Consider the following 16,524-nt stretch of genomic DNA (forward strand, 5'->3'; position numbering starts at 1 on the left):
GGATAAGTAATGTTAATACAAAGGGGAGCCAACGACTCCCCGAAAAAATTAACGTTCCCAACACCTATCTATAGCGTCTTGATTCGTGGTCCCAGTAACACCACGAACGCCAAGCTCATCAATAGTTAAAGCTGGGCACTGTTGATCTCCTTGAACTGGCCCTGCAGCAGCTGTTGCAACAATTGTAAAGGTATTTGCGGTAACGTTTTCAAGTGTCACATTGAAGTAGCCATTTTCTGTTGCTGTCGGCACACCAATATTTGCAAGATTATTTGAATACGCTCTATTGTCCACAAAAAACTGCTCTTGCTTATTTGCAGCATCAAGTAACAAAGTCATGGCATCAGCCCTTGCTCCTCGTCTCACATATTCAGTGTAGTTAGGGTACGCAACAGCAGAGAGGATACCAATGATCACTACCACTATCATTACTTCAATCAGGGTAAAGCCTGACATTGTTTTGCCTAGGATACTATTTCTTCTCATCGCTATCTTCCCTCTTATAAATGTAAAGTTGCCTTGTTCTGATCCCAGAAGTTTTATCTTTAAAGATAATAACCTTGTCGTTATCTCCGACAACTGGCACTGGTTCACCCGGTATTCCTGGCGGCACAAATGGATTACTATCATCAGCTATAATTCCAGGGCCAGCAATAAAAGGAATTCGTTTACCATTTTCGTCTTTACGTACAACTAGAGTTGGTGTATCCGGTAGATCCTGTGAAGTCACGTAGGTTTTCCCTGTGCCATAATGTAAGTGGAACATGTACAGCTGCCCTTTACCACCCGTTAACGTGCATTGTTGGGTAGTCTGATCTGCAGGTGTAAATGAAGTGAAGTAAGCAACTCCTCCAATTACAGTAGCGCCAGATAGTGATTTTTCACCTCCTGATAACTGATACTTCCAGCCATTAAACTTAGCCAGTTCTACTTCTAGTTCAACAAAGTCATCAATATCATCTACAGCATTTCCGAACGGATCACTCTTCATTTCCATTAAATCAGAAACTAGTATAGGGTCTGGAATATCACTTACAAAAGACTGTGTTTTCGTGTGTATGTCCCTAATCATGAAAAGATAGTCATTCACGCTTGAGTCTGTTGGCTTAGAGCGATTACCACTGCCGATAACGATTGCATCAAACGGTGTATCTCTGCGCTCTTTAATTAAATTCCCATTATATCTGGTCTCTGTTACTTTACTATAAAAGGTACGGGCAACAGTTGGACGATAGAAGAAGCGCCTATCTTCATTAGCAGAGCTATTCCCCAAACGCGCCAATTCGAAATGAGTCCAAGGCTCAGTACTATCAGATGGGTTTGGGCCGGGTATATCAATTCTCCAGATACTCCCCGCGGTATCCGCTAGGTAAATTCGGTCAATATAGCCATCATAGTCTGAGTCCGTTAACGTTGGCTCCGCAACAATACTGTGCTTACCTTTAAACGCATCTCCAGTAAGCGACCAGACGATATCAGCATTGTTTGACATGATATCAACCATGTAAATTCCTACGCCTTTATCATTATCATCGCTACGTGAAACATTGTCTTTATTGGTATTATATCCTGCTGCAAAAACCAATACCGGTCTATCCTTTTGCTTTTCAATGAAAGTCACTACAGGCTTAGACCACGTTTGTCCTAAATTCTTAAATTTGTTTGAATCCCCGGAAATAGGCGCACCCCACAATAGTTTAGGCGAATCCGGATTGGTAATATCAAAACCATAGTATTTATTGCCGCCACGGCGCATCCCTACAAATGCCCAGACTTTGTCTCCCGATTCCACTTTGCGATTTTTATTCACATCGTGAAAGTACACAGTAATAGGCCCATCTAGACCATACAGTTTAGTTTCTGCTTTACGTGTTTTTACCGGATTCAAAATAGGTAATAAAGAGCCAGGGATAAATGCCCAGCTTTCACTTACGCTATTTCCGTGGTCTTTAAACATGTGAAGCATACCTGCATTGGTGCCAATGAGCACACGGATATCGCCGTTGCCATAGTCAATTGTTGCGGGTTTTGAATGTAGGGGATCAGCAAAGATGTCTGGTCTTCTTTCAGAGCGTAAGCCATCACCATCTTCATCATCAACATCTTGGCCTATCGCCCAATTAAAAATATTTTGTATCTCACTTTTACTTGCACCACTTAATTCCATTGCAGCGGCAAGCTTAGTTAAATTACCATAGGCACTTTCGGCGTTATTATAAGTGAAGTCAACTAAATCACTGCCACCAAAATCAGACAGGACTTTTCTAGTGATCTGATTTTCAAGGGCATAGTTAACTCCGCCCTTTTCTATATTATTGCCATCTTTTGAGTCCGCTTGCGACCAATACGTCGTGATGTTGCTATCAATAACACCCTTGTTATCTATCGCTTTGGTTCGCTCCTGACCTACTATTTCTGTACCCACAAACTTTAGCTTTTTCAGGTTGCCACGCCAACGCGTATGTGTTTCCGGTTTAAACTGTGTATAATAAAGTGCATCACCGGTTTGGGTTTGGTCTTCGGCATTGGCAGACACCGTTGGTGAGCTAAAACTTGCACTTACATTTCTGATATTGGTAATGGTGGTTTTGAGTACGTCTGACAACTCGTCCGCAGTATTAGCATGAAGATATTGCCCACCACCTTGCGCCGCGGTTTCCTTCAGCAGGTCCTTGCCTGTACCAGACATACCGTTACCAAAACCGATTGTAAAAACACGTGCAAAGTCGTGTTCATCAGGCGTAGAAGGGTATAAGTCAACTTTTACTTGAGACGTACCGCGCATTGTTTTAGCTAATGCGGGTAAATAATTTTTAGTGACACCAGAGCCTTCATTTATATCAAAGTAATTGGGGTATGCACCGTAGACTGAGAAATATTCATTCACTATGCTGTTGTTGGAGCTGGTGTCACTGGTTGGATCTCCATCTGTCATTAAGATTAAATTAATAGAGGTATCGCAGCGCTCCTCCGCGCCACGAGCAGGAGTAAACGCGGAGATATAATTACCACGACTTTCTATGCTTTTATCTCTATCATTTCCACCATTTTCTCCCCAGTAAACGCCTCCACCTTTGAGGTAATTATACAACTCCCATAAGGTTTCCGACAAAGGCGTTGAACCAGAAGCAGGTAATGCATTTATTTTATTTACGATGTCGTTACGGCTACTACCAATACCATTTAATATATAACCGCCACTTGAAGAATACAGACGAGATAAGCCAAACTGGATATCTGCGTTATCATTCACCAGTTTACGCATCGCATTTTGTGCTACCTTTAGGCGGCTATCAGCACAGCCCTGAACATAATTCCCAAATTGGTTTTTTTGATAACACTTATTACCTTGAAAACAATCAGACGATCGATACCCATTCCTTTTGACCCTACGCCAGCCCTTCCACGTGTAATATGAGTAACGTTCGTAACACGCCTTACCATTTTGAGAATCCCACGCCATACTGCCTGATGTATCAAATAGCATCAGCACCCGAGGTTGCTCGCGAGTAGAAACATTGTGTTTAACATAAAGCTCAATGTCTTCTGCTTGAGCGGTTTGTAATAGCGCCATTAATGCAACTATCGTGTATATTAACTTATTCATATCAGTTACTCGAAAAAGGCTGTTAATTCGAAACGCTCACAATTTCCTGACCAATACCCATCACAATGGTGACGTTATGACGTCCTCTATCGCCATACCCCACAGTAGCTCGGACTTCGGTCATGTTGCAAACGAACCCTTCGGTATAGTCATATTGACGAGGACAAAACAACTCTAACTCTCCATTATTTAGGTTGGTTACAGTGGCTTGTAAGCCATTCGGCGTTTGAACGGTTGTCCCATCGTTAGCTAGCTGCTGTCGTGAGCGTAAAAATACACTATTAGCGGCTCGCTGCTCTTGTCTTATTAGTCTTTGCATTTCACCAAACAGTAAACTCTCAGCTTCTTCTCGTTCCATCACCGCATGTGTCATTTTAATATCCAATGTGCTGGTGCTCATCAATGTCACTGCAACTGCCATTATTGCAACTACCATGACCATCGCCATGATCAGTACCACACCTCGTTGTTTTACATTTCCCATGCCGAGCCTCCCATGTTGTACATTGATATTGTGGTTGAAAATACAGTACGTCTGATAGCGTCGTTATAAGTAACCGTTCTCCTATTAGGGTCATTCCCTAATACATACGATCGCGACTGCACCCCAAAATCAACATCTGGTTCCAATACTCTTACCAATACGAACAACTGTAGAGATAATATGCCTCTTGTGGCACCCCAATCAGCATCAGACATAGTTGCTGTATTTCTATACCTATCAACACGACCATCAAAATTGGTGTCTAAGCCAAAAATAAAACGAATTTGTTCAACGCCTTCGATCACCAGCTCGTCTGTCATACCACCATTAACATGTAACCTTTGCCTTCTTAGGACTGGGATAGTAATAGTGCGATTATTAATGACTTGTTGCTCTTCACTTACATAATATACATGGTGACTATATGGCCAAAGTGTTGCATTAACACTTGGCATATTCCCGACATTACCCCCCGCGATAAATTCAGCTTGCTCTTGCTGTGCAATAAAATAATACCTGGTTGATTGGATAGCACCTGCATCTGGCACAAGACCCGTTACATCTACAGGACTCCCTTCTAAAAATTTTACCTGTAAAACTTCTGACTCTGGTTTCGCTCTGGTAATACATCCAAGTGCTGTCGAATTAGTAGTGAAGGTTGCCCAAATTGGACGAAAGTTTGCGGGTTGGTTATTGGGAAAACTTCCATTGTTAATTCCTCCTGAACAATCATTGCCAGGGTTTGCAGGCGCGACTTGATTATTAGGGGAAAACGCTTTTTCATAAAAAGTCCCCCAAAAGCCGACTTGCTCAATATCACGGCGCATTATTGATAGAGCCAGGCGACCCTTCTCTTGTAATTCTCCAATTTGCATCGTGTCATTGGTGGTCGCCTTCATACCTACGTATGTTGCTATAACACCGCCCAGTAACAATACGCCAATAAACATAGCGATCATTATTTCTAATAAAGTAAACCCTAACACCCTCTTCATGGCTCACTCCTAATTAAGACAAACGTATCCATAACTACTGCTCTACGCCTATCATCAACCGTGCCACAACTTCCTGCGGGATTATTCGCAAGGGCTGTCATGGCTTGACGACCTCGCCAAGTGACGATGACCTGTACATTTACCCCTGATGTATCACCGGCAACTTGAGTAGGGTTAATACAAACAACCGCGTTATCCAGCGAACCTGTATTCTCCCTTGCTCTTATAGCTTGGCGCCAATTAGCAATATCTGTTCTCGCAAGCGTTGCGGCATTGCAGCGCTGAGAATAACACGTGGTGTTTTCTTGGACGTCTTCTGTGCTATTAAAGTTGATGTTGTAGAGTGTAGCTATATTTGCCGCATCATTTGTTCTTATTCTGTGCATGATGTCGCTGGCAAGTTCGACCGCCGCGGCTCGCTGCATTGAATCAAAACTTGCTTGTTTAGCTTTTGCTTGTAATGCCACAGCACCAAGCAACCCAAAGCTCAAAATCATAAACGCAATAAGCACTTCTAACAATGTGAAGCCCTGTTGCTTTAGCGAAATATGCATATCTCAACCAAAATTCAATTATCCTAGCTTCAGTTTAAGCAGTCGTCTTTGAAACTCAATACGAGATAGTATGAAAGGTCTTTTGAGGCGATAAGCGGTTTATTCACCGCTTAACACTCAAAACAATGTTTTTAGTTGGGTGTAAGCTCTACGGCTAACTTCATAGCGATTGGGGAGTGACTCGAGGCACACATAGTGTTTTTGTTCATGCAACTCTAACGCGGAGATTTCCGTTCGTTTAACTAATGTGCGGCGATGGATTTGAATAAAATGTGTCGGGAACTTATCTAACAGTGACTTGAGTGACATGTCAATGAGTGCTTGTAGGCCAGAATTCAATGTTACTCGCGTATACTTTTCATCCGCCTCGGCAACAATCACATCCGAAACCTGAACGTGACGCAACTCACTGCCAACGTAATAGCTGAGCGTCTCCATACTCGGAAAGATAGTAGTCAATAAAGCATCTAGCTTATCACTATCTAGTGGCTTCACTAGATAACCATTAGCGTGCAGTTCAAATGCTTCTAACGCATATTCCGGATGCGCCGTTAGAAACACGATTTTCATCCTCGGAAATTGCAAGCGTAATTGGCTCGCGAGTTCAACACCTGACTGACCCGGCATTGAAATATCAAGAAAAATAAGCTGCACAGGCTCCTGTTTTAATAGCGCTTCCACACTATCTGCGCAATCAGCTTCACCGATACAGCGAAAGCCTCTATGCTTTTGCATTAGCCGTTTAACGCGCGCTCTTGCCAACGGCTCATCGTCCACAATAAGATAAGATATTAATGTCTTCATAGCGGTAGCGAAAAACTGACGGTATAGCTATCTTGACTGGCTTCAGTTTTAAAATCAATGGATTGATTGTAGTGTAAAGCCAAGCGGCGCCTGATATTACTTATCCCAATGCCATGCCCTTGGTGCGTCGGCTTTAATTTAGCGTCATAGCTGTTAAAAATTACCACCGTTAAGGTGCGTTGACTACGGTGAATATGAATACGAATATCTGCTCCGTTTGGATTTGGCTCTACTCCGTGGCTAACCGCGTTCTCCACCAATGGCTGTAATATCAACGCAGGGATCAAAACATTTCCCAAGACATTGTCTAACTCCCATTCTACCCTCAAACGCTCTGCGAAGCGCCACTTCTCAAGTGCTAAATATGCTTTACATAAAGATATTTCACTTTCCAGCGGAACAGTATTTTGTGTAGACATCGCAGCGCGTGATAAATCGGCAAGGGCTAATGCTGATTTTTCTGCTGCATTTGCATCAATATGAGCCAATTCGGCCACAGTATTGAGTGAGTTATATAAAAAGTGCGGCCGAATTCTCGCACGTAACGCTTCAAGTTCCGCTTGGGATAGCGCTTTCACCTTACGAATATTATCGGTAAAAATAGCTAAAAAATGTGCAAAGAGAGTGATAATACAAAGGCATATTGCGATATTACGCCACAAATTCAATTCAACTTTTGCCTCATCAACCCAACCCAATAGTGCAAAACCATAGGGAACAGCCGTGCTCGTTACGCCAGTGCAAAACACAAAGACCAAGATGAGAATTCCAGCTTCTACGAGATCCGAACGCTTTTCAACAGCGTGGCGAACAATCGCTATGACGGCTAGTGATAAAAAGGCAGTGAAATGAATGAATAAGCTAGTTAACCCGAGAGATTGCCAAAACGCTGTCGCGGAAATCAGCGTATATAAAAAGGCTAGGATTTGCGAGGCAACCAGCAATGCTAGCACACCTCGCTCACTCAATAGTGCAGACAACAACCTGATACGCGGTGTCATCGTGCTAACTCTCTTATCTGAGTTCTACTGGTACGGCAAACACGACATTTTCTTCTTGTCCAGGGTTCTCAACTACCGTTTCCCCACCAAGTTCTTTAAGCCGTGAGATAACCTGCTGAACCAGCACTTCAGGTGCTGATGCGCCCGCAGTTACACCAACCTTTGCAACCTCATCGAACCAAGCTTCTTCGATGGAAGAGGCATCATCGATGAGAAATGCCTTAGTTCCCATTTTATCCGCAAGTTCTCTTAAGCGGTTAGAATTAGAACTATTTTTAGCACCAACTACGAGCAGTAGTTCCACTTTATCCGCTAAGTCACGAACCGCATCTTGACGGTTTTGCGTAGCATAACAGATATCATCTTTTCGTGGACCGCTAATATTTGGGAACTTATTGCGCAGCGCATCAATTACATCCGCAGTGTCATCTACCGATAACGTTGTTTGACTGCAATAGAATACATTGTCTGCATTTTTAACTTCGAGTGTCACTACATCCTCGGGCTTTTCAACTAAGTAAATACCACCGTTCGGATTGTCATACTGACCCATGGTACCCTCAACCTCTGGATGACCGTGATGCCCGATTAAAATACATTCAGTGCCTCTGCGACTAGCACGCGTCACTTCCATATGTACTTTTGTTACTAATGGACAGGTTGCATCGAAAACCTTCAATTCCCGACGCTTTGCTTCATTACGTACTTGCTGAGAAACACCATGTGCACTGAAAATAACAATGCTGTCGTCTGGTACTTCATTTAGCTCTTCAACGAACACCGCACCACGAGATTTCAAACCATCAACAACATATTTGTTATGAACCACTTCGTGACGAACATAAATAGGCGCCTCAAAAATATCGAGTGCACGCTCAACAATACTAATCGCTCTATCTACGCCTGCACAGAATCCTCTCGGGTTTGCCAGCAAGATTTCCATTAGTTATTTACCTCAAGAATTTCCACTTCAAATGTTATTTTTTGACCCGCAAGTGGGTGGTTGAAATCAACCGTTACCGAATCACCGGCCACCTCTCGTATCAATCCAGGCAAGTCAGTACCATCAGGTTGCGTAAATGCAATAATGCTGCCCACTTGAGCGGGGGTTTCTGCGCCAAACTTGCTTCTATCAACATAGTAAATGTTGTCAGGATTTGGTTGTCCGAACGCGTCTTCTGGCTCTAGCTCAAAAGATTTCTCATCGCCTGCTTTTAACCCAAGCAAACACTTTTCAAAATTTTCCGTCAGGCTGCCATCACCCATGAATAGCTTTGCGGGTTTATTATGAACCTTGGTGGAATCTGCTGCTGAACCGTCTGATAACTTGATTGAAAAGTGGAACAATACTTCAGATTTTGCTCCAATTAGTTGCTCACTCACGCATTTTTCTCCTGTGGTTTATCGCCACTGGTAAAGGCATCAAAAATTAATAATGCAGCACCGCCAACAATCGCCATATCTGCAACATTAAAGGCTGGATAATGCCAATCCTGATAATAAAAATGTAGAAAATCAATAACATAACCATGAATGATACGGTCATATAAATTCCCTACGGCGCCACCTAGTACCATCGCATAGGCTAATCCTAGTTTCCAATTAGATGCTGGCAATTTACGTAACCAGAAGATCAGCAAAGTACTAATCGCCACGGCAATACCACTTAAAAAGTACCGTTGCCAACCGCCCGCTTCACTTAAAAAGCTAAACGCTGCACCATAGTTATGCATGTAAGTAAGGTTGAATATTGGCAAAATATCAATGGATTCGTAGAGTTCCATTTCAGCCATAACCAGTGCTTTGGTGAAGTAGTCTACTGCAAAAAGCAGTAGACTAAGCCACAACCACACCAGACCACTTTTCTGTGTAGTTTGTGTCACGTTTTACTCCTAGGCAAATTGACGCTGTTCGCCATCACCTTCAACGTTACTAATACAACGGCCACAGATGTCTGGGTGTTGCTCGTCTGTACCTACGTCGTCGGTATAATGCCAACAACGATCACACTTCTTAGCTGATGTTGCCGCTACACTAATAAACAAACCATCAATTTCTGATGAGATTGCATTTTCTGGCTTGCTGTTTACCACTTCTACAGTTGCTTTCGAAGTCAGTAAAACAAAGCGTAATTCGTCACCAATAGCACTGAGTTGCTCAGCTAAGTCACTGCCTGTGTATAGCGTTACTTCTGCCTGTAGCGTCGCACCGATCACTTCTTCTTTACGTGCATTCTCTAGTACACGGTTCACTTCATCACGTACCGCAAGTAAGTTCTGCCAGTAAGCATTATTCAACGAGCCTTCTGTCGCCCCTTCAATTGCATCATACCAAGTGTCCGTGAATACAAACTGGCCGCGATCACCTGGTAATACTTCCCAGATTTCTTGTGCAGTAAAGCTCATAATTGGCGCCATCCAACGCGTCATAGCTTCGGCGATATGATAAAGCGCAGATTGGCAAGAACGACGGGCATGGCTATCACTTTTCGCGGTGTACTGGCGGTCTTTAATCACGTCTAGATAGAACGAGCCCAATTCACCTGTACAGAAATTCATGAGCTTTTGTGTTACTTGAAGCATTTGATACTTGTTGTACGCTGTTTTGATCTCAGTTTGTAGCTGTGCGGCACGCGCTACAATCCAGCGATCTAGCTCAACCATATCTTCAATTGCTACTAAATCCGTTTTTGGATCAAAGCCACTTAGGTTCGCAAGTAGGTAACGACTTGTGTTACGAATACGACGATAACGGTCTGCTGAACGCTTAAAGATTTCATCAGACACGGTCATTTCGGCCGTATAATCAGTGGAAGCTACCCATAAGCGTAAAATATCTGCACCTAGCTTGTTCATGATGTCTTGCGGCGAGATCACGTTACCTAATGACTTAGACATCTTGTGGCCTTTTTCATCGACCGTGAAGCCGTGTGTTAACACTTGCTTATAAGGCGCGTGACCATTGATAGCAACTGAAGTCATCATTGACGACATAAACCAACCACGGTGCTGATCCGAGCCTTCAAGGTAAAGATCTGCAGGGCCTGTTAATTCTTCGCGTGCATCAACAACACACGCATGCGTTACGCCTGAGTCAAACCATACGTCTAACGTATCTCGTACTTTTACGTATTGTTGAGCATCTGCTTCACTTAGTAGCGCGCTTGGCTCTAAGTCGTACCATGCTTGAATACCCTTTTCTTCCACTAATTTAGCAACGGCTTCAATTAAGGCTTCCGTTTCAGGGTGCAAGCTACCTGTGTCTTTATCGACAAATAATGCGATTGGTACACCCCAAGTTCGCTGGCGTGAAATACACCAGTCAGGGCGACCTTCAACCATGTTTGCAATGCGGCTTTCACCCCACTCTGGTAACCATTCAGTCTTTTTGATCTCATTTAGTGAATCAGCACGAAGGTTAGCCTGATCCATGCTGACGAACCATTGCGGCGTCGCACGGAAAATAATCGGAGTTTTGTGACGCCAGCAATGTGGATAACTATGCGTTAGTGCCTTATGGCGGAATAACACGCCTTTCTCAGTTAATAACTCAATGATGCTATCATTTGCTTTAAATACGTGTTGGCCTGCAAAAATCGGCGTATCAGGTAGATAAACGCCATTTGCACCAACAGGGTTCGCAACCTCTAGACCGTAAGCCTGACCTGCGGTAAAGTCTTCTTGACCGTGACCAGGTGCTGTATGAACGATACCAGTACCTGAGTCCGTTGTTACGTGTTCACCTAAGATAACAGGCACATCGAAATCTAAGAATGGGTGTGCAACGCGCAGATTCTCAAGCGCAGCGCCTTTCGCGTAACCTAATACGTGGAAGTGCTTGAATCCAAAACGATCAACAGCGTCTTTGACTAATTCAGAACCAAGCACAATACGCTGTTCTTGACCTTCATCTTCGATTTGTACCAGCGCATACTCTAGTGCACCATGTACTGCCACAGCGCGGTTTGCAGGTAGTGTCCAAGGTGTTGTAGTCCAAATTGCGGTACTTACTTCGCCTTTTCCTTCATGGCCTTCTGCCAAACCAAATGCACTTATGATTGCCGCTTGATCAGCAAACACAAATTTTACGTCAATTGCAGGTGATTGTTTGTCTTGATATTCAACTTCTGCTTCTGCAAGCGCTGAACCACAATCCGTACACCAGTGAACTGGCTTTGCACCTTTGTGCAGGTGACCATTTTTGATAATACGGCCAAGCACACGAATAGCATTGGCTTCAAAATCAAAGTTCATGGTTAGGTAAGGCTTATCCCAGTCACCTAACACACCAAGGCGTTTGAAATCTGTTTTTTGGCCATCAACTTGCTTTTTAGCGTAGTCGCGGCACTTTTCACGGAATTCAGCAGCCGATACTTTCTTACCTGGTTTGCCTACTTTCTTTTCTACCTGTAGCTCAATTGGAAGACCATGACAGTCCCAACCAGGTACGTAAGGCGCATCAAAATCAGAAAGCGTTTTTGACTTGATAATAATATCTTTTAGGATTTTGTTTACTGAGTGACCTAGGTGAATATCACCATTTGCATACGGAGGACCGTCATGCAAAATAAATGGCTTTTTACCTTTTTTCGCAATGCGAATTTGACCGTATAGGTCTTCTTCATACCATTTTTTCAGCATCTTTGGTTCGCGTTGCGCCAAATTACCACGCATCGGAAACTCAGTTTCCGGTAGATTTAAAGTATGTTTGTAGTCGCTCATTTATCCTACTTTCCGTATCGGCTACGTTAAAGAAAAACACTGTTTTGCATTGCTAACATCACGACTGATTTGTTCTGTTAACTGCGACAATGTTTCGAATTTTTGCTCATCGCGAAGCTTTTTAATTAGCTCCACTTTCATAAACTGACCGTAGATGGTCTCATTAAAATTAAACAGATGCACCTCTAAAAGGGCTTTCGTTCCGTTTAGCGTTGGCTTAGTGCCAACATTCGCTACGCCATAATGTGTTTTGTGATTCACAGTCGCTTTGACCGCATACACACCGCGCACAGGGCTCACTTGGCGCTTTAACGCGATATTTGCAGTGTGGAAACCAAGCTCTCTGCCTTTCTTCCAACCGTGAATAACACGGCCTGAAATGGCATAAGTATGGCCCAACATATCATGTGCTTGACGCAAATCACCAGCCGCCAGCGCCGTGCGGATCAACGTGCTACTCACACGACAATCTTGCTTGCGAAAACTTGCCGTGTCTTTTACTTGCATACCTAGCGGTTCGCCTACTTGCTTTAGCATTGCAAAATCACCAGCACGTTCACGACCAAAACGAAAGTCATCGCCGACCGTGAGCGCCTTGGTTCCAAGCTTTGCCACTAGGACTTCTTTGATAAATTGTTCTGCATCTTGCGAGGCAAATTTGCGATTAAAGTTGACGCAAATGACTCGCTCTATACCAAGCTCTTGTAACAGGACTAGTTTATCACGTAATCTCGTCAGCCTAGCCGGTGCTTTATCTTTGGCAAAAAACTCCAAGGGCTGCGGCTCAAATAACATCACTGTACTTGGAAGTTGATAGTGTTTTGCGTCGCTAATCAGCCCCTTCAAAACCTCTACATGTCCAAGATGAACCCCGTCAAAGTTTCCAATCGTCAACACACAACCAAAATGATGTGGTCGAATATTATGGATCCCTCGGATTAGTTGCATAGTGCCGTGCCTTTGTGCAGCAAATATCAAAGAGCCCGATTATACCCAAGTTGCTTAAAAATGCGAATCAAGCATCTCGGATTGTGCTCAATCTTACCCCTAGTATAAATATTAAACTAAAATAGCTCACCATTGCGGCCGCCAATAATCCGCAAAGTAATAGTACCTGCTCCATTAGTCCCCACTCTAGCCATTCAAAGCGGGCACCGAGAAAGTATACGCATAAAGCCATCACGACCGCTGAAACAAAGCATTTGGCAGTAAAACCAAGAGAAAATGCGCTTAGCTGATACACACCTTGATGTGACAGCTGACGATAAAGTAAAAACGCATTACAAGACGCTGATAATGAAGTTGCCAATGCAAGGCCTAGATAACCAATAAAAGGCGCTAAGATAAGATTGAAAACCATGTTGAGTGCCATGGTAATAATACCAATACGAACAGGCGTTTTGGTATCTTGTCTAGCGTAAAAGCCCGGTGCCAGTACTTTAATCAACATAAAGCTTAGTAAGCCAACGGAATATGCGGCTACTCCTAAACTTACCTTATTTATATTGTCTGCATTTTGAGAAACAAACTCACCATGGCCAAATAATACTGAAATGATAAGTGGGCTTGTCACCATCAGTCCTAGCATTGCAGGTAACCCCAAAAAGATGACAAAACGGACACCCCAATCTAGTGTTTTCTGAAAGTCTTCACTTTTTTCTCCTGCGTGTAGTTTAGAAAGTGCAGGCAGTATCACGGTCGCAATACCAATTCCAAATAGACCGAGTGGAAATTCAATTAATCTGTCTGAATAATAAAGCCAAGCAATCGATCCCGTCACGAGAAAAGAGGCAATGACGGTGTCCAGTAGTAAGTTAATTTGGCTAACAGAAACACCAAATAATGCTGGGATCATCAAGGTTCTGACTTTGGTTACTTCAGGGCTACGCCAGGCAAAGCGGGGGCGACTTAGCACCTTTAAACGCAGTAAAAACGGTATTTGGAATAGTAGTTGAACCATTCCCCCAATAAATACCCCTAACGCCAATGCATATGCACCCTGCTCAAATTTATCATGAAGGAAAATAGCGCAAAGAATAATCGCAACGTTCAATAATACAGGAGTAAAAGCTGCGGCAGCAAAACGATTATAAACATTTAGTACCGCGCCACTTAGAGCCACTAGAGAAACAAAGAATAAATAGGGAAAGGTGAGTTTTAATAGTGCACTGGCAAGCACAAACTTTTCGGCATCTGCACCACCTTGCCACCAGTCTATGAACCAACTTGTACCGAATAACGCCGCAATGACAGGCGAACCGACGACCCCCAAAATGGTGATGATAAAGAGCACTGTACCAAGCGTGCCAGCGGCTTGTGCAACAAATAACCTTACTTTATCATCGCCATGCTTTTCTTTAATTTCTGAAAGAACAGGTACAAATGCCTGAGCAAACGCGCCTTCAGCAAATAGTCTACGTAAAAAATTAGGGATCCGGTTGGCGAATAAAAATACATCAGCAGCCAGTCCAGCGCCCAACAGATTTGCAACTACAGCATCTCGAATGAGGCCCAAAACCCGCGAAATCATAGTCATGGCACTGACAATCATACCCGATTTAAATAACCCTTTTGCCACCTTAACTCCTAAATTCAGTGAATCGCGGCAGATTATGCCACAGTCGTTGTGCATTTAGCACTAGGCGTGCCTTGTCAGCTTTGATACAATACGCGCCATTAACCTTGGTAGGCCTGTTTCACCTAGTGAAATTAGACTGTTTACTTTGGTTCAGACCTGAGATTTTCAAGGCACTTTGTGAAGCTACGCTTTTCAAATTATTAGTGCAACTTGGGATATTACGGGTTTACTTGCCTGCAATAAAAGTAAGAGCGTCGCATCGCAGCGTTATTTAATTTGTGCAGGTTAAGAATTGAGAATAGCCCAAGTCAAGCCTTGGGTGTTGAACATTAGGCCGCGCTTGTTAATTTATATTGACTTTTGCGATTAAAACAGGCATATTCCTCGGCCTTTAAATTAAGCTTATTTTAAGATTGTTAGGAGCAAACCTTGGCTAACATCAAGTCTGCAAAAAAACGCGCTATCACTAGCGAAAAGCGTCGTAAGCACAACGCAAGCCGTCGTTCAATGATGCGTACATACTTCAAAAAAGTAATCGCTGCAATTGAAGCTGGTGATAAAGAAGCTGCAACTCAAGCATTCGCTGTTGCTGCACCTATCCTAGACCGTTACGCAACTAAAGGTCTAATCCACAAAAACAAAGCTGCTCGTCATAAGAGCCGTTTAGTTGCTAAGATCAAAGCACTTTAATTTGTTGCTGGATTGAAAAAACCGACGTCAAGTCGGTTTTTTTATATCTGTAATTTATGCACCTTGGTATCAAAAAATAAAACCGTTGGTGTCTTATGCCAATTCTAAATCTGGGTAAAACTTTTTCAACATAGCCGCGATTTTCTTTGGTGAGAATGGCTTTACGACAAACCCTTTTGCACCACGCTCAATCGCATCTTTTACATTATCCACTGTGGAGTGAGCTGAAACCATAACGACATTAACACTCGGGTTAATTTCATTGAGTGTTGCGATCAACTCTTTACCGTCACCATCTGGCAGTTCAATATCCAAAAAGACAATGTCAAAATGCTGCTCTTCACATGACTTTACGCATTGTGTTGCTGTTGAGGCTTCTCGAACATGATCAATGCCCAAATGCATCAAGGTTTGATGTAAAAAGCTGCGAACTGTCCCTACATCATCAACGATTAAAATAGAGATACTTTGATCCATAGTCCTTTCCCGTAGGCTGTAATATAAAAATAGGCTATTATACTTAGCATAGAAGCATTATAGAGACCTGCAACTAAAAGGCTACTTAAAGCATGGCAAAACCATCAAAAAAACAATCGCTTTTAGGTCAAGTACAGTCCAATCAAAAAAAACGAACTAGTACAACTAAAAACCGCCGATCTTCACCGCAACAAATAGCGGCAATCAAAGCTCAACAAACCGCACAAGCGCAGCAAACACAAACCACTATAGATAATGATAAACCTAAGGGAAAGAGTAAGTGGATAACACTTGCAGTCGTTGGAATACTATTCATTGCCTTGCCAAAACCACAACTGATTACTTACGAGAAATTAGGTCTTGTGGCTAGTAGTGTATATTGGTCTGGCCTTCCTGGTATTGATCCTGTGCTATTTGACTCAAACTTACACCCAAAGCCTGCGCTTGAGCGTAATACATTATATCTATGCCACGATTTGAAAAACCCAGACTCGTGCCAAAAGTACCAAATAATCAAGCAAGAAGGTTTTATAGCAGCCATGATGAAGTTGCTCCAAGGCTAAAGTGAGGAAAAGCGACAAAAGCGCCTCTTTATTGGGGCTTTAGCTTTATA

The 16,524-nt window shown here is 43.0% G+C and carries 16 protein-coding genes; 2 read left to right on the forward strand and 14 right to left on the reverse strand.

What is annotated here, in order from left to right; all coding sequences use genetic code 11:
- Positions 1 to 48: 48 nt before the first annotated feature.
- The 13 genes from DRB05_RS10345 to murJ all read right to left on the reverse strand — a co-directional run bounded on the left by DRB05_RS10345 (position 49) and on the right by murJ (position 14,744).
- Positions 49 to 486 carry a type IV pilin protein gene (locus DRB05_RS10345; RefSeq protein ID WP_128726865.1) on the reverse strand — a complete coding sequence of 146 codons (438 nt, stop codon included), beginning with the start codon at positions 484 to 486 and terminating at the stop codon, positions 49 to 51.
- Positions 473 to 3,607: a PilC/PilY family type IV pilus protein gene (locus DRB05_RS10350; RefSeq protein WP_128726866.1), complete on the reverse strand. Its 3,135-nt coding sequence runs from the start codon at positions 3,605 to 3,607 to the stop codon at positions 473 to 475. The genes DRB05_RS10345 and DRB05_RS10350 overlap by 14 nt, the downstream gene beginning before the upstream one ends.
- A 22-nt stretch (positions 3,608 to 3,629) precedes the next feature.
- On the reverse strand, positions 3,630 to 4,091 hold the full coding sequence (locus tag DRB05_RS10355; protein ID WP_128726867.1) for a pilus assembly protein PilX: 462 nt from the start codon (positions 4,089 to 4,091) through the stop codon (positions 3,630 to 3,632).
- Positions 4,079 to 5,086, reverse strand: coding sequence for a PilW family protein (locus DRB05_RS10360; protein WP_128726868.1), 1,008 nt, complete (start codon positions 5,084 to 5,086; stop codon positions 4,079 to 4,081). The genes DRB05_RS10355 and DRB05_RS10360 overlap by 13 nt, the downstream gene beginning before the upstream one ends.
- Positions 5,083 to 5,640, reverse strand: coding sequence for a type IV pilus modification protein PilV (gene pilV, locus DRB05_RS10365; protein WP_128726869.1), 558 nt, complete (start codon positions 5,638 to 5,640; stop codon positions 5,083 to 5,085). Before pilV ends, DRB05_RS10360 begins: the two co-directional genes overlap by 4 nt.
- A gap of 117 nt (positions 5,641 to 5,757) precedes the next feature.
- The gene (locus tag DRB05_RS10370; protein WP_128726870.1) at positions 5,758 to 6,444 is read right to left on the reverse strand and encodes a LytTR family DNA-binding domain-containing protein; all 687 of its coding nucleotides are present in this window, start codon (positions 6,442 to 6,444) and stop codon (positions 5,758 to 5,760) included.
- Entirely contained in the window at positions 6,441 to 7,445 is a 1,005-nt protein-coding gene (locus DRB05_RS10375) for a histidine kinase (RefSeq protein WP_128726871.1), read from the reverse strand. The genes DRB05_RS10370 and DRB05_RS10375 overlap by 4 nt, the downstream gene beginning before the upstream one ends.
- Before the next feature lie 13 nt (positions 7,446 to 7,458).
- Positions 7,459 to 8,388 (reverse strand): 4-hydroxy-3-methylbut-2-enyl diphosphate reductase, encoded by a 930-nt coding sequence (ispH, locus tag DRB05_RS10380; RefSeq protein WP_128726872.1) that lies wholly within the window; start codon positions 8,386 to 8,388, stop codon positions 7,459 to 7,461.
- Complete coding sequence (gene fkpB, locus DRB05_RS10385) at positions 8,388 to 8,828, reverse strand: FKBP-type peptidyl-prolyl cis-trans isomerase (RefSeq protein WP_128726873.1); 441 nt, start codon at positions 8,826 to 8,828, stop codon at positions 8,388 to 8,390. The genes ispH and fkpB overlap by 1 nt, the downstream gene beginning before the upstream one ends.
- On the reverse strand, positions 8,825 to 9,328 hold the full coding sequence (gene lspA, locus DRB05_RS10390; RefSeq protein ID WP_039496949.1) for a signal peptidase II: 504 nt from the start codon (positions 9,326 to 9,328) through the stop codon (positions 8,825 to 8,827). The genes fkpB and lspA overlap by 4 nt, the downstream gene beginning before the upstream one ends.
- A gap of 9 nt (positions 9,329 to 9,337) precedes the next feature.
- Positions 9,338 to 12,166 (reverse strand): isoleucine--tRNA ligase, encoded by a 2,829-nt coding sequence (ileS, locus tag DRB05_RS10395; RefSeq protein ID WP_128726874.1) that lies wholly within the window; start codon positions 12,164 to 12,166, stop codon positions 9,338 to 9,340.
- A 21-nt stretch (positions 12,167 to 12,187) separates the two neighbouring features.
- Positions 12,188 to 13,114 carry a bifunctional riboflavin kinase/FAD synthetase gene (gene ribF / locus DRB05_RS10400; protein ID WP_128726875.1) on the reverse strand — a complete coding sequence of 309 codons (927 nt, stop codon included), beginning with the start codon at positions 13,112 to 13,114 and terminating at the stop codon, positions 12,188 to 12,190.
- Positions 13,115 to 13,181: 67 nt separating this feature from the next.
- On the reverse strand, positions 13,182 to 14,744 hold the full coding sequence (gene murJ / locus DRB05_RS10405; RefSeq protein ID WP_128726876.1) for a murein biosynthesis integral membrane protein MurJ: 1,563 nt from the start codon (positions 14,742 to 14,744) through the stop codon (positions 13,182 to 13,184).
- Between the two features lie 429 nt (positions 14,745 to 15,173).
- On the opposite strand from murJ, the gene rpsT reads away from it, so the two are divergent.
- The gene (gene rpsT / locus DRB05_RS10410; RefSeq protein ID WP_010370978.1) at positions 15,174 to 15,434 is read left to right on the forward strand and encodes a 30S ribosomal protein S20; all 261 of its coding nucleotides are present in this window, start codon (positions 15,174 to 15,176) and stop codon (positions 15,432 to 15,434) included.
- Positions 15,435 to 15,527: 93 nt separating this feature from the next.
- Here rpsT and DRB05_RS10415 read toward each other — a convergent pair whose 3' ends face one another.
- A complete protein-coding gene (locus tag DRB05_RS10415; RefSeq protein WP_128726877.1) occupies positions 15,528 to 15,911 on the reverse strand; it encodes a response regulator in 384 nt (127 codons plus the stop codon).
- A gap of 92 nt (positions 15,912 to 16,003) precedes the next feature.
- On the opposite strand from DRB05_RS10415, the gene DRB05_RS10420 reads away from it, so the two are divergent.
- Positions 16,004 to 16,474 (forward strand): hypothetical protein, encoded by a 471-nt coding sequence (locus DRB05_RS10420; RefSeq protein WP_128726878.1) that lies wholly within the window; start codon positions 16,004 to 16,006, stop codon positions 16,472 to 16,474.
- The last annotated feature ends 50 nt before the right edge of the window (positions 16,475 to 16,524 follow it).

Origin of the sequence: Pseudoalteromonas sp. A757 (genome assembly GCF_004103285.1) — a bacterium.
Classification (GTDB): Bacteria; Pseudomonadota; Gammaproteobacteria; order Enterobacterales; family Alteromonadaceae; genus Pseudoalteromonas; species Pseudoalteromonas galatheae.